Raw genomic sequence first — 25537 nt, forward strand, 5'->3', positions numbered from 1 at the left:
GCGGGAGGCCGGGCGGCTCACCCCCGGCCGAAGCGGAGGACGTACCGCCGCTGCCAGGGCGTCTCCACCGCCCGCCGGTCGTAGTGCCGCCGGACGTACGCCACCGCCTCAGGGGCGGGTACGCCGTCCAGCACCGCGAGGCAGGCCAGGGCCGTGCCGGTCCGGCCGCGTCCGCCCCCGCAGGCGATCTCCACCCGTTCCCCGGCGGCCCGCTCCCACGCCACGGCCAGGACCGCGCGGGCGGCCGCCGTATCCGCCGGGAGCCGGAAGTCGGGCCAGCGGATCCACTCCGACTCCCAGGGCACCCCGGGCGGCCGGCGGCCCAGCAGATAGACGCCGTAGGAGGGGTGGGGCGCGGTGGGGTCGAGGGGGTGGCGCAGGCCCCGGCCGCGCACCGACCGGCCGGAGGGCAGATGCAGGACACCGGCGTCTCGCTCGCTCCACAGGTCGCTCACGCCCGCCATCATGCCCCGTGACCGCCGCGCGGGCGGGGGGATTCAGCCCACGCCCCGCGACGCCTCGGCCGCCCGTGCCTCGATGCCCCGGAAGTGCACGGCCATGGCGCGCTGCGCGCCCTCCGCGTCACGGGCGCGCAGGGCGGTGACGATGTCGCGGTGGCGGCGGGCGGTGATCCCGGGCGGGGGGTCGTAGGGCCGGCCGCGGGCGCCGGAGACCCGCCGGAAGACCGTCCAGAAGGCGGCGAGGAGCTGTGGGACGAGGTCGTTGCCGAGGGACGCGTAGAGCACCTCGTGGAACTCGCGGTCGAGATCCGGGAAGGAGCGGTCCGCGCGGCCGTCGTCCTTCCCGGCGCCCGTTCCGGCGGCGGCCTCCATCCTGGCCACCACCTCCTCCAGCTTTTCCAGTTCCGCCTCCGTGACCGTCGTGGCCACCCGGCGGATCAGGCCCACCTCCAGCACCTCGCGGACCTGGAGGATCTCGGCGAGGGCGCCCGGGTCGTCCTCGTGGCGGGCCAGGGTGCGGAAGGTGAGGCCGTCGACGAGGGGGGTGAGCGAGGCCCGGCCGACATAGGTGCCGTAGCCGTGCCTGATCTCCACGATGTCGAGGGCCTGGAGGGCCTTGAGCGCCTCGCGGACGGAGTTGCGGCTGACGCCGAGGGCCTCCGTCAGCTCGGCCTCGGTGGGCAGCGGGGCCCCGGCGGTGAGTCTGCGGTCGAGGATGAGCTGGACGACCTCGCGCTGTATCCGGCTGGTCCTGGGCTCCTCGGCCATGCGCCGCATCGTACGCGCCCCGGACATCCCACGTCCCACCTCCGGCGCCACCGGGTGCGACAACGGGGCCGACAGAGAGTCAACTCGCGCCACTCTTCCGCGCCATTGGTGCGACCTCTGACGGATGGGCCATTCGTGTGCGAGCCCTTGACCGGCCCCACGGCCCCTCCTATGGTCGCGCTGACCGCAGGACGTAGGACGTCGTATCTCCTCAGCCAGTCCCTTCCCCCCAGACCTCGCTGGAGGACCCGTGCGCGACGTGACCCCCGACGTGCCGGCGCCGCACCGCCGGTCGTTCCTGAAGTACACCGGCGCGCTGGGCGCGGCAGCCGCCGTCTCCGCGTCGCTGTCGGCCTGTTCGTCCGGGCCAGAGTCCACGAACGACACCGGCGAGGGCGGCAGCGGGGCGAACCGGACGCTGACGGCGGTGATCGGCTACGGCAACGACGGCAGCTGGGACCCCACCCAGACGGCCTCCGCGTTCTGCATGGCCGCCAACCACCACATCTACGAGGGGCTGCTGGACACGGACCCGATCTCCCGCGAGCCGTACGCGGCCCTGGCGACCGAGGTGCCGAAGGACCCGCGCGCCACGTCCTGGAGGTTCACCCTGCGGGACGGCGCGACGTTCCACGACGGCAGGCCCGTCACCGCCGACGACGTGGTCTTCGTCTTCGACCGGATCCTCGACCCGGACACCCAGACCCTCGCCAAGGGCTTCTTCGCGAGCTGGCTGAAGGAGGTCCGCAGGATCGACGCACGACAGGTCGAGCTGGTGCTCAAGTTCCCCTTCCCGGACGGGCTCTCGCGGCTGACCCTCGCCAAGATCATGCCGAGGCACGTCTTCGGACGGCCCGGCGGCTGGGACGACGCCATCAAGGGCAAGGCGGTCGGCTCGGGCCCCTACCGGCAGACCGCGCACCACCCGAAGTCGAACACGACCTTCGAGGCGTTCGACGCCTACAACGGCCCGCGCAAGCCCGCCTTCAAGAAGATGAACTGGCTGACGATCGTGGACGCGGCCCCCCGGGTCGCGAAGATCTCCGGGTCGAGCGCGGGCGCGCAGATCGCGGACAACATCCCGTACGCCAACATCGGCCAACTGGAGGGCAGCGGGCTCACGGTCGCCGGCGGGGCCGGGATGAACAACCTGTTCCTGATGTTCAACACCGCGCACAAGCCCTTCGACGACGTCCGGGTGCGCCAGGCCCTGCACTACGCCATCGACACCGGGAAGATGGTGGAGGTCGCCCTCAAGGGCCACGGCACACCGGCCAGTTCCTTCCTCGACGAGAGCAACCCCTCCTACCGCCGCGCCACAACCGTCTACGACCACGACCCGGACCGGGCGAAGGCGCTGCTGAAGGAGGCCGGGGTCAAGGGCCTGAGCGTCGACATCCTGGCGGTGAACGTCAGCTGGATCGTCGACTGCCTGCCGACGATCAAGGCGTCCTGGGACGCGATCGGCGTGCGCACGACCCTGTCCCCGCAGGAGACCACGGCCGTGTTCACGAAGCTGGACCAGAAGCAGGACTACCAGGTCGTGGCCGCCGCCTCGAACCCCAACCAGTTCGGCCTCGACGCCGACCTGATCATGCACTACAACCACGGCCCCGGGAACCTGTGGATGCAGTACACCCGGTGGGCCTCCGACCCCGTCGCCAGGCAGCTCTTCAAGGACATGGACCGGGCGACCCGGGAGCCGGACCCCGAGAAGAAGAAGGCGATGGTCCAGGACTACATCGACGTCGTCGCCGAACAGGCCGTGCTCTACCCGGTCGTCCACAACGAGCTGATGACCGCCTGGGACCCGAGGCGGCTCAGCGGCATAAGGGCCCAGCCCTACCCGGGCATCAACCTCCTCCGGGCCAAGTGGGCCTGACGGCATGACGGCCGTCCTGCGGATCCTGCTGCGCCGCGTCGCCCTGCTCGTGCCGCTGACGCTCGGCATCGTGCTGTTCGTCTTCCTGGTGATGCGGTTCTCGGACGTCGACCCGGCGTCCGCGTTCTTCCAGGGCGCCAACCCGACCCCGCGGCAACTGCACGACTTCCGCGAGGAACACGGCCTGCTCGACCCGCTGCCCGTGCGCTACGCCGCCTTCGTCGCCGACCTGCTCCACGGCGACCTGGGCACCAGCGCGCTGACCCGGGCACCGGTGATCGACCAGGTCATGACCGCCCTGCCGCTCACCCTCCAGCTCACCTTCCTCGGCCTCGGCATCGCGGTCGTCGCGGCCCTGCTGGGCGGCGTCACGGCGGCGATCCACCGGGACCGGCTGCCCGACCAGCTCATCCGGGTCGTGTCGCTCACCGGGGTCGCCGCTCCCGGCTTCTGGCTGGCGCTGCTGATGATCCAGTACCTGGCGGTCGACCTGGGCTGGTTCCCGACCGGCGGGTACGTCAACCCGGCCGACTCCTTCACCGGCTGGCTGCGGACGATGACCCTGCCGGCGTTGGCGCTGTCGCTGCCGGTGGCGGCGCAGCTGACCCGGATCGTGCGCACGGCCGTGGTGGAAGAACTGGACAAGGACTACGTGCGCACGGCGGTCGGCAGCGGGCTGCCGCCCCGGGTGGTGGTCGGGCGGAACGTCCTGCGGAACGCCCTGATCAACCCCCTCACCGTGCTCGGTCTGCGCGTCGGCTACCTGCTGGGCGGCGCGGTCGTCATCGAGACGATCTTCTCGCTGCCCGGCATGGGCAAGCTGATGATCGACGCCGTGAAGAACGGCGACCCGGCCGTCGTCCAGGGTGTCGTGCTGACCACGGCGGCCGGGTTCGTGGTGGTCAACCTCGTCATCGACGTCCTGTACCTGCTGGTCAACCCGCGACTGAGGGATGCGACCACATGATGACCCGCCTGACGACCCGCAAGGGCCTCACCGAGACGCTGTCCCGGCCCGGGGTGCGGCTGCGCGGCCGGCGCCGGCTCCCGCTCCTGTCGAAGGCCGCCGTCTGCTTCCTGGCGGTCGTCGTCCTCATGGCCCTGCTCGCGCCGCTCCTCGCTCCGCACGACCCGCTCGACCAGCAGCCGCCCGTCGACGGCACGGGCCACCCGTCCGCCGGGCACTGGATGGGCCAGGACAGCCTGGGCCGGGACATCCTGAGCCGGCTGATGTACGGGGCGCGCTGGTCGCTCGCGATCGGGCTGGGCGCGACCGGGCTGGCCCTGGTCGCCGGAGCGCTGCTCGGGGCGATCGCCGCGACCTCCCGCAAGGCCGTCGACGAGACGCTGATGCGCTGCCTGGACGTGGTGATGGCGTTCCCGGGCATCGCCCTCGCGGCCGTGCTGGTGGCGGTGTTCGGCGGTGGGATCACGGTGCTGATCTGCGCGATCGCCTTCCTGTTCACCCCACCGGTGGCCCGGGTGGTCCGGGCCAACGTCCTCGACCAGTACGGCGAGGACTACGTGACCGCGGAACGGGTCATCGGCGCCCGCACCCCGCACATCGTGCTGAGGCACGTGGCGGTCAACTGTGCCGCGCCCGTCCTGGTGTTCTGCACGGTCCAGGTCGCCGAGGCGATCGTCTTCGAGGCCTCGCTGTCCTTCATCGGGGCGGGCGTGCGGCCCCCCGACCCGTCCTGGGGCAGCGTCATCGCCGACGGCAAGAACATGGTGCTGACCGGGGGCTGGTGGGCGACCGTCTTCCCCGGGCTGCTGATGCTGGTCACGGTGCTGTCCCTGAACGTCCTGTCCGAGGGCGTCTCCGACGCGTGGGCGGCCCCCTCGGCCCGGGAGGTGCGGACGCCCGGCGAGGACCGGCTGGAGGCGCCCGAGCCCGGCAGCGGGGAGATCGTGCCGCTGCCCGGTCTGACGGAGGCGGCCCGCAGGCTGCGGGCCCGGGCCCGGCACGTCCCCCGGGACGGGCAGCCGGTGCTGGCGGTGGAGAACCTCGCGATCGGCTTCGACGGGCGGCACGGCGGCGTGGACATCGTGGACGGCATCAGCTTCGAGGTGCACCCCGGCGAAGTGCTGGGGCTGGTAGGGGAGTCGGGCTGCGGCAAGTCGCTGACCGCGCTGGCGGTCATGGGCCTCCAGCCGAAGGGCGCACGGGTGCGCGGCCAGGTCCGCTTCCACCAGCGGGACCTGCTCGCCGAGCCGGTGCGCGTGCGCCGCAGGCTCCTCGGCCACGAGATGGCGATGGTCTACCAGGACGCGCTGTCCTCCCTGAACCCCGCCATGACCATCCGCGCCCAGCTCAAGCAGGTCGTACGGCGCGGCGGGCGGCGCACTCCCGCCGAGTTGCTGACGCTGGTCGGCCTGGACCCCGAGCGCACCCTGCGCAGCTACCCGCACGAACTGTCCGGCGGGCAGCGCCAGCGCGTCCTGATCGCGCTGGCCCTGTCCCGCGACCCGAGTCTGATCGTCGCCGACGAGCCGACGACCGCGCTCGACGTCACCGTGCAGGCGCAGGTGATGGAGCTGCTGCTGCGGCTGCGCGAGGAGCTGGGCTTCGCGCTGATCCTGGTCTCGCACGACCTGGCGCTGGTCGCGGACGTCACCGACCGGGTGGTGGTGATGTACGGGGGGCAGATCGTGGAGACGGGCGTCACGGCCGACTTGGTGGAGTCCCCCGCCCACCACTACACGCGCGGCCTGCTCGGCAGCGTGCTGTCGCTGGAGTCGGCGCAGGAGCGCATGACGCAGATCAAGGGCGTCGTGCCGTCCCCGGCCGGCTTCCCCGCGGGCTGCCGCTTCGCCGGCCGGTGCCCGCGCGCGAGCGAGGTGTGCCGGACGACGGCCCCCGTCCTGGCCGGGACGCGGGCGCACACGGCGGCCTGCCATCACCCGGCCCTGGACCTGGCCACGACGGAGACCGAGGCCGTGTCATGAGCGCCCTGGTGGAGCTGTCCGACGCGCACGTCGTCCACAAGGCCCGCAGCGGGGGCGTGTTCACCCGGGACCGGGTGTACGCGCTGACCGGCGCGGACCTGGCCGTCGCGCCCGGCGAGACGGTCGGTGTGGTCGGCGAGTCGGGCTGCGGCAAGTCGACCCTGGCGAAGGTGCTGGTCGGGGTGGAGCGGCCGACCCGCGGGACGGTCGCGTTCCGGGGACGGGACCTGTGGGCGATGCCGGCCGCAGAGCGCCGCAGGGCCGTCGGCGCGAGCACGGGCATGATCTTCCAAGACCCCTCGACCGCCCTGAACCGCCGGCTGCCCGTCCGGCGGATCCTGCGCGACCCGCTGGACGTGCACGAGCGGGGGACCCGCGCGCAACGCGAGGAGCGCGTGCGGGAGCTGATGTCCCTGGTCGGCCTCCCCCGGGCCCTCGCCGACGCCCTGCCCGGCCAGTTGTCGGGCGGGCAGCGCCAGCGCGTCGCCATCGCCCGGGCCCTGGCCCTGGACCCGGACCTGGTCGTGGCGGACGAGCCGACCAGCGCCCTGGACGTGTCGGTCCGGGCCCAGATCCTCAACCTCCTGCTCGACCTGAAGGAACGTCTGAACCTGGCCCTGGTGTTCGTCTCGCACGACATCCAGACGGTCCGGCGGATGAGCGACCGGGTGATCACCATGTACCTGGGCCGGATCGTCGAGGAGTCCCCGGCCGCCCTGGTCACCGACCGGGCCCGGCATCCGTACACGCGCGCCCTGTTCTCCGCCACGCCCGGTCTGCTCGACCCGATCGAGCCCATCCCGCTGGCCGGTCCCGTCCCGTCGGCGACCCGCCCGCCGAGCGGCTGCCCGTTCCGCACCCGCTGCTGGAAGGCGGACGACGTCTGCGCGGAACGGATGCCGGGCTTCTTGGCCGCGTCGGCGCCCGCGCACCGCTTCCGCTGCCACCATCCTGTCCGGGAGGACGAGTCGACCCGTGACCTCGTCCCCCGGCGCGACCCGATGGAGGCCCCATGACGATCACCCCGCCGGCCGGTGTCATCCCGCCCCTGTGCACGCCCCTGACACCGGACGGCGAGGTGGACGTCCCCTCGCTGCTCAGGCTCGTCGACCATCTGGTGCGCGCAGGAGTGCACGGCCTGTTCGTGCTCGGCTCCACCTCCGAGGCGGCCTATCTGACCGACGCGCAGCGCAGGCTGGTGGTCGAGTCGGTCGTGCGTCACGCCGGCGGGCAGCTTCCGGTACTGGCCGGGGCGATCGACATGACCACGCCCCGGGTGCGGGACCACGTCGCCGCGGTGACGGCCGCGGGCGCGGACGCGGTCGTCGTCACCGCCCCGTTCTACGCCCGCACCCACCCGGCGGAGATCGCCCGCCACTACCGCGCGGTCGCCGCCGCGAGCCCCGTCCCGGTCCTCGCCTACGACATCCCCGTCGCCGTCCACACCAAGCTGCCCGGGGACGTCGTGCTGGAGCTGGCCGCCGACGGGGTGCTGGCCGGGCTGAAGGACTCCAGCGGCGACCTGGCCGCCTTCCGGCAGGTCGTGACCGGCGTCCGCGACCACCGGGGCATCACCGGCTTCAGCGTGCTGACCGGCTCCGAGCTGATCGTCGACGCGGCCCTGGCGATCGGCGCGGACGGCGTGGTGCCCGGCCTGGGCAACGTCGACCCGCACGGCTACGTCCGCCTGGACCGCCTGTACCGCGCCGGGGACACCGAGGAGGCCCGTGCCGAACAGGAGCGGCTGTGCGCCCTGTTCGGCCTGGTGTCCGTCGGCGACCCGGCCCGCATGGGCCCGGGCTCCTCCGCGATCGGCGCCTTCAAGGCCGCGCTGCACCTGCGGGGCGTGATCGACTGCCCGGTGACGGCCGAGCCGCAGGTGCCGCTGTCGCCGGGCGAGGTGGAGCGGGTCGGGAAGTACCTGGCCGCGGCCGGGCTGCTCTAGAGCGCACCGGCCGGGATCCGGCGGAACTCGATCGTCTCGTAGCTGCCCCGGACGCCGGTCTCGTAGAGGATCCCCACCGACCCGCGGCCGAGCGGCACCAGGTCGGAGTAGGCGGCCGGCTGCTGGGAGAGCGTCAGCGCCCGGGTGAAGGTGGCGCCGCCGTCGGTGCTGCGCCACACGGCCATCGCCCGGCGGGCGGTGGGGTCGGACGGGCCGGAGAACAGCAACGGCGCGTGCCGGCCCGGTGGTTGCAGCACGCTCCCCTGGACGACCGGGACGTCGTTCAGGGTGGGCTGCACGGCGTAGGGCCGGTCGAGGGAGGCGCCGCCGTCGCTCGACCGGCTGTCGAGGCGGTGGCCCGCGCTGGTGCCGTGCTGGTCACGGGCGCTGAAGTACACGTCGCCGTCGGGGAGTTGGGCGGCGGTGGACTCGTTGGCGTTGTCCGTCCCGTCGTAGGAGTCGTCGACGAAGCCGGGCCGCCAGGTGCGGCCGCCGTCGTCGCTGAGGAGCGCGTGGGCGCCGTAGTGGCGGGGTTCCCGGCCGGTGTCCGGGGAGCCGGGCGGCGGGGATGCCGAGTGGTTGGCGGGGACGACCAGACGGCCCGCGTACGGGCCCCGGGTGAGGGCGAGCGCGTGGCCGGGGCCGGTCGCGTACCAGCGCCAGGACGGGTGCTTCACCTGGGCGGTGATCTCGCGGGGCGCGGTGTAGCGGCGGCCGTCGTCCCGGCCGCGCTGCACGAAGACGCGGCGGCTCTGCTCGGGCGTGACCTCCCCGCGCATGATCTGCGCCTCCGTCACGTCCCCGCTGTTGTAGGAGGTGAGGAGCACGACGTCGCCGCTGCGCGGGTCGACGACGGGTGCCGGATTGCCCCGGGTGTCGCCGTCTCCGGCGGCGACGACCGTGAGCGGGCCCCAGCTGCAGCCGCCGTCCACCGAGCGTCTGAGCACGACGTCGATGTCGCCGCTGTCGCCCGCCCCGCCGCGTCGGCCCTCGGCGAAGGCGAGGACGGTACCCCGGGGCGTGACGACGGTGGCGGGGATGCGGTACGTGGCGTAGCCGCCCTCGCCCGAGACGTACGGGACGGAGGACGTGCAGCCGGGGGCGGCCGAGGCGGTGGCGGCTTGCGCGGTGAGGGGGGTGAGGAGGACCGAGGTGACCAGGAGGGTACGGCTGAGGAGTCTCATCCCTCAGATGCTCCCCGGCGTCACCATCCCCGACTCGTAGGCCACGATGACCAGCTGCGCCCGGTCCCGGACCGCAAGTTTGCCCATGATGCGGCTGACGTGGGTCTTCGCGGTCAGCGGGCTCAGGCCCAACGCCTCGGCGATCTCGGTGTTGTTGAGGCCGCGCGCGACCAGCGTGAGCACCTCCCGCTCGCGGTCGGACAGGCACTCGGGCCCACCGGTCGCCGGTGCCGTGGGACTGCGCAGGAACCGCTCGATCAGCCGTGCCGTGGGCCCGGGCGACAGCAGGGACTCACCGGCCGCGACCGTCCGGATGGCGTCCAGGAGTTCGGCCGGCCGGGTGTCCTTGACGAGGAACCCGGACGCGCCGGCGCGCAGGGCGTCGACGATGTTCTCGTCGGTGTCGTACGTGGTGAGCACGAGCACCCGGACGCCCGCGAGGTCCTCGTCGGCCGCGATGAGCCGGGTCGCCTCGATGCCGTCCAGGTCGGGCATGCGGATGTCCATCACCACGAGGTCGGCGTGTGCGCCGCGGGCCAGTTCCACGGCCTGCCGGCCGGTGGCGGCCTGTCCGACGACCGCCATGTCCCGGGCGGAGTCCACGAGCATCGCGAACGCCTCGCGCACCAGGGTCTGGTCGTCCGCGAGCAGCACCCGAATCGTCATCCGGTCCTCTCCCCCGTCGTGGTCAGCGGCAGGACCGCCGTCACCTCGAAACCGCCCCCGGACCGCGGCCCGGCGTCGAGTGTGCCACCTACGCTGCGGGCCCGCTCGCGCATTCCGACCAGCCCGAATCCCGGGGTGCCGCCCGCGGCCGGTCCGGCGCCGTCGTCGCTGACCGACAGGTGCAGGGCGCCCGCCCGCTCGTCCAGCTCGACCCGGACGGCCGGTCCGGGCCCGGCGTGCCGTACGGCGTTGGTGAGGGCCTCCTGCACGATGCGGTAGGCGGCGGCGCCGACGGCGGGCGGCACGTGCCGTATCCGTACGGTCTGCTCGACCCGGGCACCGGCGAGCCGCGCGGCCTCGGCCAGGTCGGGCAGCCCGTCCAGGCCCGGCAGCGGGCCGCGGGTGCCGGCGCCGTCGTGCGCGGCGTCGTGGGCGCGCAGCACCTCCAGTGTGGTGCGCAGTTCACCGCGGGCGCCGCGGCACGTCTCGGCGATGTCGTCCAGGGCCTTGGCGACCGTCTCCCGGTCCAGCCGCTCGGGGTCGGCGGACAGGACGTGGGCGGCGACGGAGGTCTGCACGCCGATGAGGGTGATGCTGTGGGCCAGCAGGTCGTGCAGGTCCCGGGCGATCCGCAGCCGCTCCTCGGCGACGCGCCGCCGGGCCTCCTCCTCACGGGTGCGTTCGGCCCGTTCGGCCCGCTCCACGATGGAGGCGACGTACTGGCGGTAGAAGCGCACGTCGACTCCGCAGAACAGCACGGCGACGACCCACCCGGAGATCTTCAGCAGTTCCAGGGCCTCGTGGGCGCTGACGGTGAGCATCACGCTGACGGAGAGGGTGATGACCCCCGTGCCGACCAGGACCGTGCGCAGCGGGCGGCCGGTGACGGCGACGGTGTAGAGGGCGATGCAGGTGGCCGGGGTGGGCGCGGAGTGGACGTTGTCCAGCGCGTGGTACGGCGCGACACAGGCCACGACCAGGGCCAGCACGAGCAGCGGCCGGCGCCGCCGCCAGGGCAGCGGCGCGTGCGCGGCGAGCAGCAGCGTCCAGCCGAGCGCGTCGGGTTCGCGCCCGTCGTCGACCAGCAGCGCGATGCCGGCCGCGAGCGCCGCCGCGACGAAGGCGAGCAGGGTGTCGTTGCGGAAGGCGTGCGGTGCGGTCAGGGGGTCGCGGTTGACGGCGGCCATGACCCGCTCGGCGGTGCGCGACCGGCTCGTGGACGCGGTGGTGGGCTGCTGCACGGGCACCATCCTCGGCGAGGACGGCGTCCCTCCGGGAGGGGAGGGACGCCGTCGGCGGGTCAGGGGGCGTGCGCGGAGACGGGCTCGTCCCGCGTCGCCGGTGTGCTGCGCGGTGCGCGCGAGAGCCTCCCCGGCCACCACATCCGCCGCTTCAGCAGCACACTCGCCGTGGTCACCAGATACGTCCGAACCAGGAACGTGTCCAGCAGCACCCCCACCGCGATGACGAATCCGAGCTCGACAAGCCCGACCATCGGCAGGGTCGTCAGCACCGCGAACGTCGCCGCGAGCACGACCCCCGCCGAGGCGATCACCCCGCCGGTCGTCCGCAGCGCGGTCAGCGCCGCCGCCTCCGGTTCGGCCCCCCGCACGGACTCCTCCCGCATGCGGTGCATCAGGAAGATGCCGTAGTCGACCCCGAGGGCGACCAGGAACACGAAGGACAGCAGCCCGAGCCCGGGATCCGTCCCGCCGAAGCCGAGCACCGGCCCGAACACCAGCCCTCCGATGCCGAGCGCCGCGCCCCACACCGCGACCACGGCCACCAGCAGCAGCAACGGCGCGACCAGGCTGCGCAACAGCCCGACCAGGATGACGAACACCGCGGCCAGCACCAGCGGCACGATCACCTTGCGGTCCCGCGCCTCACTGGCGGCGAGGTCGATCTGCTGGGCGCTCGGCCCGCCGACGTACGCGCCCTCGGGGTCGAGTCCGGCGCGCAGGGCCTCGACGGTGCGGGTCTCGGCCGGGGTCTCCGGCGGCGCGGTGGCGAAGACGGCGATCTCGGTCCAGCCCGCGCCGCTGCGCCCGGGGACCGCCTCGGCGACCCCGTCGGTCGCCCGTGCCCGCTCCAGGACCGCCTCGGCCTCGCCGTCGGGCGCGATGACGGTCAGGGGCCGGCTGCTGCGCTCGGGGTACTCCCGCGCCAGCGTCTGCATCGCGGTGATGGACTCGGGCCGCTCGGTGAAGGAGTCCTCCTGCTTGATGCTGCCGGACAGGTTCAGCGTGCCCAGGGCGAGCGCGCCGAGCAGCACGCCACCGCCGGCCAGCACGGCGGCGGGCCGGCGCGTCGCCGAGGTGCCCATCGCGGCGAACAGCGACCGCCGTGCCTTCGGCTCGCTGCCGAACGCGGGGATCAGCGGCCAGAAGACCCGCCGTCCGAGCAGCACCAGCACCGCGGGCAGCAGCGTCGTCATGGCGACCAGTGCCGCGAGCACCCCGACCATGCCGACCGGCCCCATGCCGCTGCTGCTGTTGAGGTCGGCGGCGAGCAGGCACAGCAGCCCGGCCGCGACGGTCCCCGAGGAGGCGAGGACGGCCGGACCGCAGCCGCGCAGGGCGGCGCGCATGGCGTCGTAGGGCCGCTCGTGGCGGCGCAGTTCCTCGCGGTAGCGGGAGACGATCAGCAGCGCGTAGTCGGTACCGGCGCCCAGGACGAGGACGGTCATCACGCCGCCGCTCTGCCCGGTGACGGTGACGTCGAACAGTTCGTGCAGTCCGTACCCGGCGGCCATCGCGACGGCGGCGGCGACGCCCGCGACGGCGAGCGGGACCAGCCACAGGATGGGGCTGCGGTAGATGAGGACGAGCAGCACGGTGACGACGCCGAGCGTGGCGAACAGCAGGGTGGCGTCGAGCGTCTCGAACACCTTGTTCATGTCGGTGTTCAGCGCCCCCGGACCGCCGACCTCGACGGTGAGTCCGCCGCCGCCCTCGGCGATGTCCCGGACGCCGTCGACGAAGGCGTCCCGGGCCTCCTCGTCCTGGCCCGGCTGGGTGCTGGAGACCGGGTACATCAGGGTGGTGCCGTCCTTCGACGGGACGCCCCGCGGCTCACCGGCCAGGTCGTAGGCGCCGCGCACCTCGGCGATCTGCTCGGTGGCCGTGCGCCGGTCGGCGTCGGTGAGTCCGCCGCCGCGGTGGTACACGAGCACCAGGTCGGTCGACTCGCCGCCCGGCAACTCGTCCTGGATGCGCGCCACCTGCGTGGAGTCGGCGCTGTCGGGCAGGTAGTCGACGGCGCGGTTCTGCTGGACGTCGGCGAACTTCCCGGCGAGCGGCCCGAGCAGCACGAGCGCGGCGATCCACAGCCCGACCACCACCCAGGGCACGGCCCGCCGCCGCCCCGTACGTGTCCTTACGGCCCCCATCTGTCCGGCTCCCTCCGATCGGGTGTCTGGAACGCACTCCAGACTCCCGGCGCCCGGGATCCGGCACGTCGGGCGTGAGACCGAGCCGGGGGGTACTGCGCGGGGCGGTGCGGCGGCCGGATTACTCCCCGGGGAGTACCGCCGGTGCCACGAGGGCGTAGGAAGGCCGCCGGTGTCACGACGGCGCACGCACCGCCGGTGCCACAACGGCGCACGCACCGCCGGTGCCACAACGGCGCACGCACCGCCGTTATCAGGACGGCGTACGGGCCGCCCCTGCTACGACGGCGTACGGGCCGCCGCCGCGAGCAGGCGGGTCACGTCGTCGGAGCAGATGGTGAGCGCCGCTCCGACGGTGGCGAGGACGTCCCGTTCGGCCGGGGTGTACGGCCCGTCCGCCAGGGCGATGCGCGCGCCCTGCAGCAGGATCGATTCGCGGCCGACGGTGGCGAGGTGCGGGGTGAGCGGGTCGAGGGCCTCGTGGAGCTCTATGGCCAGCCCGGCGCCGCAGGGTTCGCCGGTGATGCGGCCGGTGTCCGCCTCCAGCGCCTCGACGAGGGCGGCCAACTGCTCCTCGGTGCAGTCGTCGAAGCCGGCCGCGCGCACGGCGAGCACGGCGGACTCCAGTGCCGTACGCGAGCCGGCGCCGCCCGCGGCCAGGACCGCGAGGGCGACGGTGTGCACGGCGTCGCGGAGCATCGCCGAGAAGCGCGTGGTGGTCGGGTGGTCGAGGACGTCGGTGCCGAACTGGCGGCGGCAGGCGGCGCACTCCACGACCGGGCCGGTCTCGCCGCGCGGCAGCACGGGCACGCCGAGCAGGGTGAAGCGGCGTTGGCCGGTCAGCCGCTGGTAGTTGCGGTCACCGCCGCAGCCGGGGCAGAAGAACTCCCCGTCACCGGCGGCCGTCCACGCGGTACGGGTGCCCAGGATGCGGGCAAGCCCGGCGGCACGGCCGTTTCGTCCCCGTCCTGGCAGCACGTCGCACCTCCGTCACGCCGCACGGCAACGTCGCCGCGCTTGCGTGATGTTAGCCACATCCGCGAGGAGGAGTCAGCACCCCGGAGGAGACCTTTCCGTGACCTCCACAGGGATTGGCCGGTATGCGACGGGGCTCCGCCCGCCGGACATCGGCGGACGGAGCCCTCAAACCGCCTGCGAGGCTGGTCAGCGCGTCGCGCGGTTGACGGCCGAGACGACGGCCTTCAGCGAGGCGCGCGTCGTGTTCGCGTCGATTCCGATCCCCCACAGGACCTTGTCGTCGATCGCGCACTCGATGTAGGAGGCGGCCTGCGCGGAGGCGCCCTCGCTCATCGTGTGCTCCTGGTAGTCCAGCAGGCGTACGTCGATGCCGATGGACTGCAGGGCGTCGAAGAAGGCCGAGATCGGACCGTTGCCCGTACCGGTCAGGACGGTGTCCTGGCCGTCGACCGTGGCCTCCACCTTCAGCGTGTCCACGCCGTCGGTGTCGGTCGTCGACTGGCCGTTGCGCACCTGGATCCGGCCCCAGGGGTTCTCGGGGTTCGGCAGGTACTCGTCCTGGAAGACGGCCCAGATGTCCTTCGGCGTGACCTCGCCGCCCTCGGCGTCGGTCTTGGCCTGGATGAGCCTGGAGAACTCGATCTGCATCCGGCGCGGCAGGTCCAGCTTGTGGTCGTTCTTCAGGACGTAGGCGATACCGCCCTTGCCGGACTGCGAGTTGACCCGGATGACGGCCTCGTAGGAGCGGCCGACGTCCTTGGGGTCGATGGGCAGGTAGGGGACCGCCCACTCGATGTCGTCGACGGTGACGCCCTTGGCCTTCGCCTCGGCCTCCATGGCGTCGAAGCCCTTCTTGATGGCGTCCTGGTGGGAGCCGGAGAAGGACGTGTAGACCAGGTCGCCCACGTACGGGTGGCGCGGGTGGACCTCCATCTGGTTGCAGTACTCCCACGTGCGACGGATCTCGTCGATGTCGGAGAAGTCGATCTGCGGGTCGACGCCCTGGGAGAAGAGGTTCATGCCCAGGGTGACCAGGTCGACGTTGCCGGTGCGCTCGCCCTGGCCGAACAGGCAGCCCTCGACGCGGTCGGCGCCGGCCATCAGGGCCAGCTCGGCGGCGGCGACGGCGGTGCCGCGGTCGTTGTGCGGGTGGATCGACAGGCAGACGTACTCGCGGCGGGAGAGGTTGCGGCCCATCCACTCGAAGCGGTCGGCGTGCGTGGAGGGCGTGGAGCGCTCGACGGTGGCGGGCAGGTTGAGGATGATCTCGCGGCCCGGGCCGGGCTGCCAGACGTCCATGACCGCCTCGCAGACCTCCAGCGCGAAGTCCAGCTCGGTGTCGGTGAAGATCTCGGGGCTGTACTGGTAGCCGAACTCCGTCTCGGGGCCCAGCAGCTTCTCGGCGTACTCCATGACCAGGCGCGTGCCGTCGACGGCGATCTGCTTGATGTCGTCCTTGGAGCCGCGGAAGACGACCCGGCGGAAGACGGGGGCCGTGGCGTTGTACAGGTGGACCGTCGCGCGCTTGGCGCCCTTCAGGGACTCCACGGTCCGCTCGATCAGGTCCTCGCGGGCCTGGGTCAGCACGGAGATCGTGACGTCGTCGGGGATGGCCCCCGGCTCCTCGATGATCGACCGTACGAAGTCGAAGTCGGTCTGCCCGGAGGCCGGGAAGCCGACCTCGATCTCCTTGTAGCCCATCTTGACCAGCAGGTCGAACATGGCCCGCTTGCGGGCGGGCGACATGGGGTCGATCAGGGCCTGGTTGCCGTCGCGCAGGTCGGTGGAGAGCCAGCGGGGGGCGGTGGTGATGCGCGCATCCGGCCAGGTGCGGTCCGGGATGTCGACCTGCTCGTAGCGGCCGTACTTGTGGATCGGCATGGAACTGGGCTGCTGGCGGTTCGCCATGATGCTTAGGGCTCCTCAGAGGGTGTCCGGAAGGACGGCCGACGACGCAGCACCAAGCTCCGCGGGGAGGGAGTCGGCCTCGACTACAGGCCCTCGCCGCGGCAGCTAAGGAGAAGCAGCCCGAAACGCATGATGCGCAGCATGCTAGCCGAGCCCCTTCCCTGCGCGTGGGGTCGTATCAGTATGCGGGACCGGCCGCGCAATCGGGACAAAAAGTGCGCTACACCACGTCGCCATAGCACTCACCACGGAGAGTGAGGTCCGTTGTCCCGGTATTTCACCAATCATGGTGGCGACTAGTGACAGCTTCGTCACGCAGTGCAAGGGTGCCGGGCATGACGACCCACGGGGGCTTCGAGCCCGTCTTCTGCACCATCGTCCCGCCCCACGTCCTCGACCGGCTCGCCCAGGCCGAGGACCCCGCGCTCGCCGGACCCGCCCGCCGCACCCTGCAGCGCGACGCCTTCGAGCGCACCCAGCGCCGCCTGACCACGGTCCTCGGCGCCACGGCCGTCCCCTCGGCCGCCGACGGCAAGCCGCGGCGCACCGTCCACGACGCCCGGCACGGCACCGACCTGCCCGGTCACCGGGTCCGCGGCGAGGGCGACGCCCCCGGCAAGGACGCCACCGCCAACCGGGCCTACGCGGGCCTCGGCGCCACCTTCGAGCTGTTCCTCCAGGCCTTCGGGCGCGACTCGATCGACGGCGACGGCCTGCCGCTGAACGCGACCGTGCACTACGACCGGGACTACAACAACGCCTTCTGGAACGGCGAGCAGATGGTCTTCGGCGACGGGGACGGCGAGATCTTCCTCGACTTCACCATCCCGATCGACGTCATCGGCCATGAACTCGCCCACGGCGTCACGCAGTACACGGCCAACCTCACCTACTTCGGCCAGCCCGGCGCGCTCAACGAGTCCCTGTCGGACGTCTTCGGCGCGCTGATCAAGCAGTACACGCTCGGCCAGACCGCCGCCGAGGCCGACTGGCTGATCGGCGCGGGGCTGCTCGCCCCGCGGGTCACGGGCACGGCGCTGCGCTCGATGAAGGAGCCGGGCACGGCGTACGACGACGACGTGCTGGGCAAGGATCCGCAGCCGGCGACCATGGACGACTTCGTCCGCACCGGCCGCGACAACGGCGGCGTCCACATCAACTCGGGCATCCCCAACCACGCCTTCTACCTCGCCGCCACGGCCCTCGGCGGCCACGCCTGGGAGCGCGCGGGGCAGGTCTGGTACGACGTGCTGACCGGCGGCGAACTGAAGGAGCAGGCGCTGTTCGTCGACTTCGCCACGCTCACCGTCAAGGCCGCCCGGGAGCGCTTCGGCGACGGCGAGGAGCTCGACGCCGTGGCGAAGGCCTGGGAGCAGGTCGGGGTGCGGACGCTGTAGTTCCGTACTAGACAGGTGCCATGCGTATTCAGGTGAGGCGCACGGGCGGATTCGCGGGCATCGAGCGGCACGCCGAGGTGGACACCTCGGGCCGCTCCGATGCCGCCGAGTGGCACGCGCTGGCCGAGCGGGCGCTCGCGGACGGCCGGACCACGCCGCCGATCGGGGTGCCGGACGGGTTCGCCTACCAGATCACCGTGGACGGCAGGACGGTGTACGCCGCGGATCCCCGGCTCACCGAGGAACAGCGCGGGCTGATCTCGCGCGTCCTGAAGGAGGGCGCGTAACGGCCTTTTCCCGCCCGGCCGTTGACTTCCGTTACCGCGGGTACGGATGATCCCGCGCATGGCGACTGACGCAGGCACCCCGATCCCCCGCTTCCCGCCCGGCTTCCTGTGGGGCGTGTCCACCTCGGCGCACCAGATCGAGGGCGCGGCCGAGCTGCGCGAGCCGTCGGTGTGGGACGCCTTCACGGCCGAGCCCGGGCGGGTCAAGGACGGTTCGACGGCGGCGGTGGCCTGCGACCACTTCCACCGCCACCGCGAGGACGTGGCGCTCCTTGCGGACCTGGGCGTGAACGCCTACCGCTTCTCCGTCTCCTGGCCGCGGGTGCGCTCCGAGGGCGGCCTGGACTTCTACGACCGGCTGGTGGACGACCTGTGCGCGGCGGACGTCCGCCCGGTGCCGACGCTGTTCCACTGGGACCTGCCGGCGGACCTGGACTGGCTGGAGCGCGACACGGCCGCGCGCTTCGCCGAGTACGTCGCGCTGGTCGCCGGCCGGCTCGGGGACCGCGTCAGCCGGTGGATCACGCTGAACGAGCCCGCCGAGCACACCCTGCTGGGCCACGCCCTGGGCGTGCACGCGCCGGGCAGACGGCTGATGTTCGACGCGCTGCCGGTCGCCCACCACCAGCTGCTCGCCCATGGCCTGGCCGTACGCGCCCTGCGCGCCGCCGGCGCCACGGGCATCGGCATCGCCAACTCGCACGGACCGACCTGGGCGGCCTCGACGGAGGCGGCGGACGTGGAGGCGGCGGACTTCTACGACCTGCTGCTGAACCGGCTGTTCGCCGATCCGCTGCTGCTGGGCCGCTACCCGGACGGCATCGAGGCGCTGATGCCCGGGGACGTCGAGGCCGATCTGAAGGTGATCGCCGAGCCGATCGACTGGTACGGCGTCAACTACTACGCCCCGACCCGGGTGGGCGCACCGCAGGGCACGGAGATCGACTTCGGCGGGGTCACCATGCCGGCGGAACTGCCCTTCTCCGTGCGGGAGATCGAGGGCCACCCGGTGACCGACTTCGGCTGGCCCGTCGTACCGGAGGGCCTCACGGAGGTCCTCACCGCCTTCCGCGACCGCTACGGCGACCGCCTCCCGCCGGTCGTCATCACCGAGAACGGCTGCTCGTACCCGGGCGTGGACGACCAGGACCGCATCGCCTATCTGGACGGCCATCTGCGGGCCCTGCACCGGGCGCTGGAAGCGGGGGTCGACGTGCGCGGCTACTTCGTCTGGTCGCTGCTGGACAACTTCGAGTGGGCGGAGGGCTACGAGCGCCGGTTCGGGCTCGTGCACGTGGACTACGCGACGCAGCGGCGCACGCCGAAGGCGTCCTACCGCTGGCTGCGGGACGTGCTCCGGGCGCAGAGATGACCGACCTCTCGGGAGGCGCACCGGCGGCGCTCGCCGAGCCCGTCGAACGGGTCGGACGGGGCTGGACGGCGTCCCTGTCGCTGGCCAACGGCGCCATCTGGGTGGGCTGGTACGGCCCGCTGCAGATTCTGCTGGCCTCCCAGGCGGAGGACTTCGCACCGGGTTCCGGCATGTCCAAGGAGACGATGCTGGCGTGGGTGACGGGCGCGGGCGCGGCGGTGTCGCTGGTCTCCAACCCCTTCTTCGGCGCGCTCTCGGACCGGACCACCTCCCGCCGGGGCCGCCGTACGCCATGGATCGTGGCCGGGGCGGCGGGCGGGGCGCTGTCGCTGCTGCTGCTCGCGGGCGCGGGCGGTGTGTGGACGATGGCGGCCGGCTGGTGCCTGGTCCAGCTGACCCTGAACGCGGCGTTCGCGGCGGTGACGGCGGCGGTGCCGGACCGGGTGCCGCGGCTCCAGCGGGGCTCGGTGGGCGGCTGGCTGGGCGCGGCCCAGATCCTCGGCGTGGTCGGCGGGACGGGTCTCGCGACGGTGGCCGGGGGCATCGGGGCCGGGTACGCGGCGTGCGCGGTGTTCACGGCGGTGGGCGTGCTGCCGTACGTCGTCCGCCACCAGGATCTGCGGCTGGCGGCGGCGGACCGGCCCGCCTGGTCGTGGCGCGGCTTCCTGGCCGGGTTCCGGCTGAGCCCGCGCCGGTATCCGGACCTGGCCTGGGCCTGGCTGACCCGTTTCCTGATCAACCTCAGCAACGCGCTCGTCCTGCTGTACCTGCTGTACTACCTGCGGGACCGCCTGCACTACGGCGATCCCGACAAGGGCGTGCTGATCCTGACGGCCGTGAACGGCGCGACCCTGCTCGCCACGGTCGTCGTGGGCGGCGTGTGGTCGGACCGCACGGGCCGCCGCAAGCCGTTCGTGATCTGGTCGGGCCTGCTGATGGCGGTGGCCACGGCGGCCCTGGCCGGCTGGCAGACCTGGCCCGGCGCGATCGTCGCGGCGGCGGTCCTGGGGGTCGGCTTCGGGGTGTTCACCTCGGTCGACTTCGCGCTGATGACCGATGTCCTGCCGACGGCGCTGGACCGCGGCAAGGACCTGGGTGTGATCAACGTGGCCAACGCCCTGCCACAGGTCGCGGCGCCCGCCCTCGCCGCGCCGATCGTGACGTACCTGGGCGGCTACCGGGTGCTGTACCTGGTGGCGGCCGTGATCGGTCTGGCGGGGGCGGTGCTGGTGGGACGGATCAGGGGCGTGGACTGATACCCGCCTGCCTCTAGAGGGCGCCGGCGTCCCGGGCCGTCCAGACGCTCGGGTAGATGGGCCGGAAGCCGAGCTCCCGGCGGATGCGCCGGTTGGACATGATCCCGTGCCACGGGTCGGAATCCGTGTTCCCGTACAGCGCGGCGGGCACCTCGATGCCGTTGAGCCCGTACAGCTCGACCGTCGTGACGGGGGCGTCGTCGGCGACGTTGTAGACCCGGCCGGCGATGCCCGGGGCGTACAGCAGCCGCATCAGGGCCTGGGCGACGTCCGCGTGATGGGCCATCTGCAGGCGCTGGTGCGGGGCCCAGTCCGGCGCCCAGCGCATGGCGTCGGCGAGATGCGGGTCGCCCTCGCCGTAGACGAAGGGGAGCCGCCCGATCCGGACGTCCAGCCCCTCCATCGCGAGCAGTTCGCGCTCGGCCTCGGCCTTGGACGCGGGGTAGGCGCCCCACATCCGGCCGCCGGGGAGGCTCTCGTCCTCCTCGGTCAGCGGGCGTCCCCGCCCGGTGCCGTAGACGTTGCCCGTGCTCACCTGGACGAAGCGCGCCACTCCGGCGTTCCGCGCGGCCCGTCCCAGCGCCACCGCCGCGTCCCGGTTGACGGCCCACGCCTCCTCGTCCGGCACCCCGCGGAAGGAGGCGGCGACGTTCACCACCGCATCCACTCCGGCGAGCGCCTTGCCGAGCGTCTCCTCCTCCCGCAGGTCCCCCACGGCCACCTGGGCGCCCAGCTCCGCGAAGCGCTCACCGCGGGCCGCGTCCCGCACCAGGACCCGCACCTGCTCCCCCGGCCGCCGCTGTGCCAGCAGCCGGGGCACGAAGCGCCGTCCGACCTGTCCCGTCGTACCGGTCACCAATGTCAGCATGATGTGCTCCTCACGCACTGTGTCGCCTGTCGTCGGTGACCAGCCTCGGCGGACGGGACGGCGACCGGGAGAGACCTCCTCATCAGGGGATCGGCAGTCCCTGGATAAGCCGGCCGGCCTCCCGCACCCTGGAGGGGTGAACCGAGCCGAACTCGCCGACTTCCTGCGCCGCGGCCGCGCCCGCCTGGAGCCCTCCGACGCGGGCCTCACAGCCGGGCCCCGCCGCCGTACGCCGGGGCTGCGCCGCGAGGAGGTGGCCCAGCTGGCCGGCATGTCCGTGGACTACTACACGCGGCTGGAGCAGTCCCGGGGCCCGCGCCCCTCGCGCCAGATGCTCAGCGCGCTGGCCCGCGCGCTGCGCCTGACGGAGGACGAGCGAGACCACCTCTTCCATCTGACCGGCGAGGAACCGCCCCGCCGTGCGGCGACGAGCACGCACGTTCGCCCGGGGCTGCTGCTGGTCCTGGACCGGCTGCACGACTGCCCGGCCCTGGTCGTCACCGACTGCGGCGAGGTCCTCGCGCAGAACGCGATGTCGCGGGCGCTGAGCGGTGACCTGCTCGCCCGCCCGCCGCGCGAGCGCAACATGCTCCGGCGGTTCTTCCTGGACCCCTCGGCCCAGGCGCTCTTCCCGCCCGAGGACCGCCCGGAGCGCGCCCGCGAGCAGGTGGCCGGCCTGCGCGCGGTGGCGGCGGCCCGTCCCACGGACCCGGAGCCCGCCGCGCTGGTCGCCGAACTACGCGCCGGGAGCGAGGAGTTCGCCCGCCTCTGGGACGAGCACGAGGTCGCCGTCCGGCGCGCCTCGACCAAACGCTTCCGGCACCCCGTGGTCGGCGTCCTGGAACTCGACTGCGAGGTCCTCGTCAACTCCGACCACAACCAGCAACTGATCGTCCACACCGCCCGCCCTGGCACGGAGTCGTACGAGCGGCTACGGCTGCTGCGGGTGGTGGGCCTGCAGGACCTGACCCCGTCAGAAGCCCAGACGCCGTAGCTGCTTGGGGTCGCGCTGCCAGTCCTTGGCCACCTTGACGTGCAGGTCGAGGAAGACCGGCGTGCCCAGCAGCGCCTCGATCTGCTTGCGGGACTTGATGCCGACCTCCTTCAGGCGCTTGCCCTTGGGGCCGATGATGATCCCCTTCTGGCTGGGGCGCTCGATGAAGAGGTTGGCGTGGATGTCGAGGAGGGGCTTGTCGGCGGGGCGGTCCTCGCGCGGGAGCATCTCCTCCACCACGACCGCGATGGAGTGCGGCAGCTCGTCGCGCACGCCCTCCAGGGCCGCCTCGCGGATCAGCTCGGCCACCATGACCTGCTCCGGCTCGTCCGTCAGGTCGCCCTCGGGGTAGAGGGCGGGGCCCTCCGGGAGCATCGGGATCAGCAGGTCCGCCAGCAGCTCGACCTGCTTGTCGCCGACCGCCGAGACCGGGACGATCTCCGCCCACTCGATGCCCAGCTCCTTGCCGAGCTGGTCGATCGCGATCAGCTGCTCGGCCAGGGTCTTGCCGTCGACGAGGTCCGTCTTGGTGACGATCGCGACCTTCGGCGACTTCTTGATGCCCGCGAGCTCCTTGGCGATGAACCGGTCGCCCGGGCCGATCCTCTCGTTGGCCGGCAGGCAGAAGCCGATCACGTCGACCTCGGCCCAGGTGGTGCGCACCACGTCGTTCAGACGCTCGCCGAGCAGCGTGCGCGGCTTGTGCAGCCCCGGGGTGTCCACCAGGATCAGCTGCGCGTCCGGCCGGTGCACGATGCCCCGCACGGTGTGCCGCGTCGTCTGCGGCCGGTTGGAGGTGATCGCCACCTTCTGCCCGACCAGAGCGTTCGTCAGCGTGGACTTGCCCGCGTTGGGACGGCCCACGAAGCAGGCGAAGCCGGCGCGGTGGACGGTCTCGCCCGACTCTTCGGATGACTGCATGCGAACGCTCATGCCGCCCATTCTCCCTGATCCAACCGACCCCTCCGCACCGCGGCCCGCGCACGCCCGGCCGGGTGAGCTTTCCGAAACCCTCACGCAACGAAACACCGCGGAAACACGGCCGTGCGCCGCCGGAAACGCACACCCGTGAACCTCTGACGAGCCCCCGCAGCGTCCACCCGTTGGAGACCCCGTGCCCCTGGCCGCCGCACACGCCGACACCGGCGACACCGCCTGGCTGCTCGCCGCCACCGCCCTCGTCCTGCTGATGACCCCGGGCCTGGCCCTCTTCTACGGCGGCATGGTCCGCACCAAGAGCGTCCTGAACATGCTGATGATGAGCTTCGTGTCGATCGCCCTGGTGACGGTGGTGTGGCTGGCGGCCGGCTACTCGCTGGCCTTCGGCGAGGACGCCGCGGGAGGGCTCATCGGCGGGCTCGGCCACGCCGGCATGGCCGGCCTCGGCCCGGACAGCGTGCAGGGCACGGTCCCCACGCTGCTGTTCGCCACCTTCCAGCTCACCTTCGCGATCATCACGGCCGCGCTGGTCAGCGGCGCGGTCGCCGACCGGGCCAAGTTCGGGGCCTGGCTGGTCTTCGTACCGGTATGGGCGCTGCTCGTATACGTTCCGGTCGCGCACTGGGTGTGGGGCCCGGGCGGCTGGATCCTGGAGCGGCTCGGCGCGCTCGACTTCGCGGGCGGGCTCCCCGTGGAGATCGTCTCCGGCGCCTCGGGACTGGCGTTGTGCCTGGTCCTGGGCCCGCGCATGGGCTTCAAGAAGGAGGCCATGCGGCCGCACAACCTGCCCATGGTGATGCTGGGCGCCGGGCTGCTGTGGTTCGGCTGGTTCGGCTTCAACGCCGGCTCCGCGCTCGGCGCCAACGGCCTCGCGGCGGCCGCGTTCCTCAACACCCTCGCCGCGGGCTGCACCGGCCTGCTCGGCTGGCTCTTCGTCGAGCAGAAGCGCGACGGCCACCCGACCACGCTGGGCGCCGCCTCCGGCGCGGTCGCGGGCCTGGTCGCCATCACACCGTCGTGCGGGTCCGTCTCCCTGCTCGGCGCCCTGGTCGTCGGCCTCACCGCCGGCACGGTGTGCTCGTACGCCGTGAGCTGGAAGTTCAAGCTGAACTACGACGACTCCCTGGACGTCGTCGGCGTCCATCTGGTCGGCGGGGTCATCGGCACCCTCCTCATCGGCGTCTTCGCCGTCGAGGAGATGACCGGCGGCGCCGAGGGCCTGCTGTACGGCGGCGGGCTCGGCCAGCTGGGCAGGCAGCTGGTGGCCGTGGTGGTCGTCGCGGCGTACGCGTTCGGGGTGACGTACGGGATCGGCAAGCTGATCGAGGTCACGATGGGCCTGCGCGCGAGCGAGGAGCAGGAGCAGACCGGCCTGGACCTTACGGTGCACGCCGAGACGGCCTACGATCACGGGGTCCTGGGCCACGGCGCCCCGGTCTCCTCCTCCGTCGTCTCCCCCGCCCAGAAGGTCACCCCCCAGGCATGAAGCTCATCACCGCGATCGTCAAGCCGTACCGCCTCGACGAGGTCAAGAACGCCCTGCAGGAAATGGGCGTGCACGGCCTGACCGTCTCCGAGGCCAGCGGCTACGGCCGGCAGCGCGGCCACACGGAGGTGTACCGGGGCGCGGAGTACCAGGTCGATCTGGTGCCGAAGGTCCGGATCGAGGTCGTCGTGGAGGACGCGGACGCCGAGGCCGTCATCGACGCGGTCGTGAAGGCCGCGCACACCGGCAAGATCGGCGACGGCAAGGTGTGGGCGCTGCCCGTGGACACGGTGGTGCGGGTGCGCACGGGCGAGCGCGGCCCCGACGCGCTGTGACCCCGGGGCCGCGCTCGCGGTCGTGCTCGGTGGGTGCGCCCGGGCGCAGGCAGCGGCAAGGCGGAAAACCCGCCTGAGGTCCGGCGGTTGCGGCGGGGTTCAGCCGGCGGTGACCGTGCTGCGGACCGTCCCGTCGAGCCCCGCCAGCAGGACGGGCGTCTGCGCGCTGCCGAGGTCCCGTACGGCCGCCCGGTCCTCCTCGGGCAGCGACTCCGCCTCGGTCACCACCGCCGCCGCCTCCAGCGACCGCGCCCCCGAGGCCACGGCCATCGCCACCGCCGTGCGCAGGGCGCTGAGCCGCAGGGAGTCGAGGGACACCGTGCCCGCGACATAGGTACGTCCGGTCTCGTCGCGCACGGCAGCCCCCTCGGGCACGCCGTTGCGGGCCCGCGCGGAACGGGCCAAGGTGACGATCTTGCGGTCCTCGGGGTCGAGCGCGCTGCTGTCGGTCATGATCCGAGCATACGGAAG

Annotated in this window: 23 protein-coding genes; 12 read left to right on the top strand and 11 right to left on the bottom strand. The window is 72.9% G+C overall.

The genetic code is table 11. From position 1 onward, the window contains the following. Window positions 1–17: 17 nt before the first annotated feature. Both CHR28_RS26355 and CHR28_RS26360 read right to left on the bottom strand, forming a co-directional pair. Complete coding sequence (locus CHR28_RS26355; RefSeq protein WP_094056225.1) at window positions 18–464, bottom strand: protein-tyrosine phosphatase family protein; 447 nt, start codon at window positions 462–464, stop codon at window positions 18–20. Between the two features lie 33 nt (window positions 465–497). Beyond that, window positions 498–1238, bottom strand: coding sequence for a FadR/GntR family transcriptional regulator (locus CHR28_RS26360; protein ID WP_094056180.1), 741 nt, complete (start codon window positions 1236–1238; stop codon window positions 498–500). A 241-nt stretch (window positions 1239–1479) separates the two neighbouring features. Here CHR28_RS26360 and CHR28_RS26365 point away from each other — a divergent pair, with 241 nt between their 5' ends. From CHR28_RS26365 to CHR28_RS26385, 5 genes are read left to right on the top strand one after another with little or no spacing between them, the layout of a single operon-like run. Then, on the top strand, window positions 1480–3111 hold the full coding sequence (locus CHR28_RS26365) for an ABC transporter substrate-binding protein (protein ID WP_094056181.1): 1632 nt from the start codon (window positions 1480–1482) through the stop codon (window positions 3109–3111). Window positions 3112–3115: 4 nt separating this feature from the next. Then, complete coding sequence (locus tag CHR28_RS26370; protein WP_094056182.1) at window positions 3116–4078, top strand: ABC transporter permease; 963 nt, start codon at window positions 3116–3118, stop codon at window positions 4076–4078. After that, the gene (locus CHR28_RS26375; protein WP_179272563.1) at window positions 4075–6060 is read left to right on the top strand and encodes a dipeptide/oligopeptide/nickel ABC transporter permease/ATP-binding protein; all 1986 of its coding nucleotides are present in this window, start codon (window positions 4075–4077) and stop codon (window positions 6058–6060) included. Before CHR28_RS26370 ends, CHR28_RS26375 begins: the two co-directional genes overlap by 4 nt. Then, window positions 6057–7076 (top strand): oligopeptide/dipeptide ABC transporter ATP-binding protein, encoded by a 1020-nt coding sequence (locus CHR28_RS26380; protein ID WP_094056183.1) that lies wholly within the window; start codon window positions 6057–6059, stop codon window positions 7074–7076. The genes CHR28_RS26375 and CHR28_RS26380 overlap by 4 nt, the downstream gene beginning before the upstream one ends. Further along, the gene (locus CHR28_RS26385) at window positions 7073–8005 is read left to right on the top strand and encodes a dihydrodipicolinate synthase family protein (protein ID WP_094056184.1); all 933 of its coding nucleotides are present in this window, start codon (window positions 7073–7075) and stop codon (window positions 8003–8005) included. The genes CHR28_RS26380 and CHR28_RS26385 overlap by 4 nt, the downstream gene beginning before the upstream one ends. On the opposite strand, the gene CHR28_RS26390 is transcribed toward CHR28_RS26385, so the two are convergent. The 6 genes from CHR28_RS26390 to leuA form a co-directional block, all read right to left on the bottom strand. Then, window positions 8002–9189, bottom strand: a complete 1188-nt coding sequence (locus CHR28_RS26390; RefSeq protein WP_094056185.1) for a sialidase family protein — start codon at window positions 9187–9189, stop codon at window positions 8002–8004. The genes CHR28_RS26385 and CHR28_RS26390 overlap by 4 nt on opposite strands. Before the next feature lie 3 nt (window positions 9190–9192). Continuing rightward, window positions 9193–9855, bottom strand: a complete 663-nt coding sequence (locus CHR28_RS26395) for a response regulator (RefSeq protein WP_094056186.1) — start codon at window positions 9853–9855, stop codon at window positions 9193–9195. After that, window positions 9852–11105 carry a sensor histidine kinase gene (locus CHR28_RS26400; RefSeq protein ID WP_094056187.1) on the bottom strand — a complete coding sequence of 418 codons (1254 nt, stop codon included), beginning with the start codon at window positions 11103–11105 and terminating at the stop codon, window positions 9852–9854. Before CHR28_RS26400 ends, CHR28_RS26395 begins: the two co-directional genes overlap by 4 nt. A 50-nt stretch (window positions 11106–11155) precedes the next feature. Next, window positions 11156–13246: an MMPL family transporter gene (locus tag CHR28_RS26405; RefSeq protein WP_094056188.1), complete on the bottom strand. Its 2091-nt coding sequence runs from the start codon at window positions 13244–13246 to the stop codon at window positions 11156–11158. 279 nt (window positions 13247–13525) lie between these two features. After that, window positions 13526–14224, bottom strand: a complete 699-nt coding sequence (locus CHR28_RS26410) for a TerB family tellurite resistance protein (RefSeq protein ID WP_094056189.1) — start codon at window positions 14222–14224, stop codon at window positions 13526–13528. 186 nt (window positions 14225–14410) lie between these two features. After that, the gene (leuA, locus tag CHR28_RS26415; RefSeq protein ID WP_094056190.1) at window positions 14411–16132 is read right to left on the bottom strand and encodes a 2-isopropylmalate synthase; all 1722 of its coding nucleotides are present in this window, start codon (window positions 16130–16132) and stop codon (window positions 14411–14413) included. Window positions 16133–16467: 335 nt separating this feature from the next. Here leuA and CHR28_RS26425 point away from each other — a divergent pair, with 335 nt between their 5' ends. Genes CHR28_RS26425 through CHR28_RS26440 form a run of 4 tightly spaced genes read left to right on the top strand, consistent with a single transcriptional unit; the run spans window position 16468 to window position 20444 of the window. Continuing rightward, window positions 16468–17529, top strand: coding sequence for a M4 family metallopeptidase (locus CHR28_RS26425; RefSeq protein WP_094056191.1), 1062 nt, complete (start codon window positions 16468–16470; stop codon window positions 17527–17529). 20 nt (window positions 17530–17549) lie between these two features. Further along, window positions 17550–17816 carry a protealysin inhibitor emfourin gene (locus tag CHR28_RS26430; RefSeq protein ID WP_094056192.1) on the top strand — a complete coding sequence of 89 codons (267 nt, stop codon included), beginning with the start codon at window positions 17550–17552 and terminating at the stop codon, window positions 17814–17816. A 58-nt stretch (window positions 17817–17874) separates the two neighbouring features. Further along, entirely contained in the window at window positions 17875–19188 is a 1314-nt protein-coding gene (locus CHR28_RS26435; protein WP_094056193.1) for a GH1 family beta-glucosidase, read from the top strand. Continuing rightward, a complete protein-coding gene (locus CHR28_RS26440; protein WP_094056194.1) occupies window positions 19185–20444 on the top strand; it encodes an MFS transporter in 1260 nt (419 codons plus the stop codon). Before CHR28_RS26435 ends, CHR28_RS26440 begins: the two co-directional genes overlap by 4 nt. A gap of 13 nt (window positions 20445–20457) precedes the next feature. On the opposite strand, the gene CHR28_RS26445 is transcribed toward CHR28_RS26440, so the two are convergent. Further along, a complete protein-coding gene (locus tag CHR28_RS26445; RefSeq protein ID WP_094056195.1) occupies window positions 20458–21312 on the bottom strand; it encodes an NAD-dependent epimerase/dehydratase family protein in 855 nt (284 codons plus the stop codon). Window positions 21313–21448: 136 nt separating this feature from the next. On the opposite strand from CHR28_RS26445, the gene CHR28_RS26450 reads away from it, so the two are divergent. Continuing rightward, window positions 21449–22306: a helix-turn-helix transcriptional regulator gene (locus tag CHR28_RS26450; protein WP_094056196.1), complete on the top strand. Its 858-nt coding sequence runs from the start codon at window positions 21449–21451 to the stop codon at window positions 22304–22306. On the opposite strand, the gene era is transcribed toward CHR28_RS26450, so the two are convergent. After that, the gene (gene era, locus CHR28_RS26455) at window positions 22286–23239 is read right to left on the bottom strand and encodes a GTPase Era (RefSeq protein WP_179272564.1); all 954 of its coding nucleotides are present in this window, start codon (window positions 23237–23239) and stop codon (window positions 22286–22288) included. The two genes, CHR28_RS26450 and era, sit on opposite strands and share 21 nt — an antisense overlap. A 181-nt stretch (window positions 23240–23420) precedes the next feature. Between era and CHR28_RS26460 the strand changes: the two genes are divergently transcribed. Beyond that, entirely contained in the window at window positions 23421–24731 is a 1311-nt protein-coding gene (locus CHR28_RS26460) for an ammonium transporter (RefSeq protein ID WP_094056198.1), read from the top strand. Then, on the top strand, window positions 24728–25066 hold the full coding sequence (locus CHR28_RS26465) for a P-II family nitrogen regulator (protein ID WP_094056199.1): 339 nt from the start codon (window positions 24728–24730) through the stop codon (window positions 25064–25066). Before CHR28_RS26460 ends, CHR28_RS26465 begins: the two co-directional genes overlap by 4 nt. A 99-nt stretch (window positions 25067–25165) precedes the next feature. Here the strand turns inward: CHR28_RS26465 and CHR28_RS26470 are convergent, their stop codons facing one another. Continuing rightward, window positions 25166–25519 (bottom strand): cytidine deaminase, encoded by a 354-nt coding sequence (locus CHR28_RS26470; protein WP_094056200.1) that lies wholly within the window; start codon window positions 25517–25519, stop codon window positions 25166–25168. Between the last annotated feature and the right edge of the window lie 18 nt (window positions 25520–25537).

It is taken from the genome of Streptomyces sp. XY006 (assembly GCF_002237655.1).
Lineage (GTDB): Bacteria > Actinomycetota > Actinomycetes > Streptomycetales > Streptomycetaceae > Streptomyces > Streptomyces levis.

Coding starts and splice junctions, on each gene's coding strand:
- CHR28_RS26355 (WP_094056225.1), bottom strand. CDS start 464: ATGGCGGGCGTGAGCGACCTGTGGAGCGAGCGAGACGCCGGTGTCCTG.
- CHR28_RS26360 (WP_094056180.1), bottom strand. CDS start 1,238: ATGCGGCGCATGGCCGAGGAGCCCAGGACCAGCCGGATACAGCGCGAG.
- CHR28_RS26370 (WP_094056182.1), top strand. CDS start 3,116: ATGACGGCCGTCCTGCGGATCCTGCTGCGCCGCGTCGCCCTGCTCGTG.
- CHR28_RS26375 (WP_179272563.1), top strand. CDS start 4,075: ATGATGACCCGCCTGACGACCCGCAAGGGCCTCACCGAGACGCTGTCC.
- CHR28_RS26380 (WP_094056183.1), top strand. CDS start 6,057: ATGAGCGCCCTGGTGGAGCTGTCCGACGCGCACGTCGTCCACAAGGCC.
- CHR28_RS26385 (WP_094056184.1), top strand. CDS start 7,073: ATGACGATCACCCCGCCGGCCGGTGTCATCCCGCCCCTGTGCACGCCC.
- CHR28_RS26390 (WP_094056185.1), bottom strand. CDS start 9,189: ATGAGACTCCTCAGCCGTACCCTCCTGGTCACCTCGGTCCTCCTCACC.
- CHR28_RS26395 (WP_094056186.1), bottom strand. CDS start 9,855: ATGACGATTCGGGTGCTGCTCGCGGACGACCAGACCCTGGTGCGCGAG.
- CHR28_RS26400 (WP_094056187.1), bottom strand. CDS start 11,105: ATGGTGCCCGTGCAGCAGCCCACCACCGCGTCCACGAGCCGGTCGCGC.
- CHR28_RS26405 (WP_094056188.1), bottom strand. CDS start 13,246: ATGGGGGCCGTAAGGACACGTACGGGGCGGCGGCGGGCCGTGCCCTGG.
- leuA (WP_094056190.1), bottom strand. CDS start 16,132: ATGGCGAACCGCCAGCAGCCCAGTTCCATGCCGATCCACAAGTACGGC.
- CHR28_RS26425 (WP_094056191.1), top strand. CDS start 16,468: ATGACGACCCACGGGGGCTTCGAGCCCGTCTTCTGCACCATCGTCCCG.
- CHR28_RS26430 (WP_094056192.1), top strand. CDS start 17,550: ATGCGTATTCAGGTGAGGCGCACGGGCGGATTCGCGGGCATCGAGCGG.
- CHR28_RS26435 (WP_094056193.1), top strand. CDS start 17,875: ATGGCGACTGACGCAGGCACCCCGATCCCCCGCTTCCCGCCCGGCTTC.
- CHR28_RS26440 (WP_094056194.1), top strand. CDS start 19,185: ATGACCGACCTCTCGGGAGGCGCACCGGCGGCGCTCGCCGAGCCCGTC.
- CHR28_RS26445 (WP_094056195.1), bottom strand. CDS start 21,312: ATGCTGACATTGGTGACCGGTACGACGGGACAGGTCGGACGGCGCTTC.
- era (WP_179272564.1), bottom strand. CDS start 23,239: ATGAGCGTTCGCATGCAGTCATCCGAAGAGTCGGGCGAGACCGTCCAC.
- CHR28_RS26465 (WP_094056199.1), top strand. CDS start 24,728: ATGAAGCTCATCACCGCGATCGTCAAGCCGTACCGCCTCGACGAGGTC.
- CHR28_RS26470 (WP_094056200.1), bottom strand. CDS start 25,519: ATGACCGACAGCAGCGCGCTCGACCCCGAGGACCGCAAGATCGTCACC.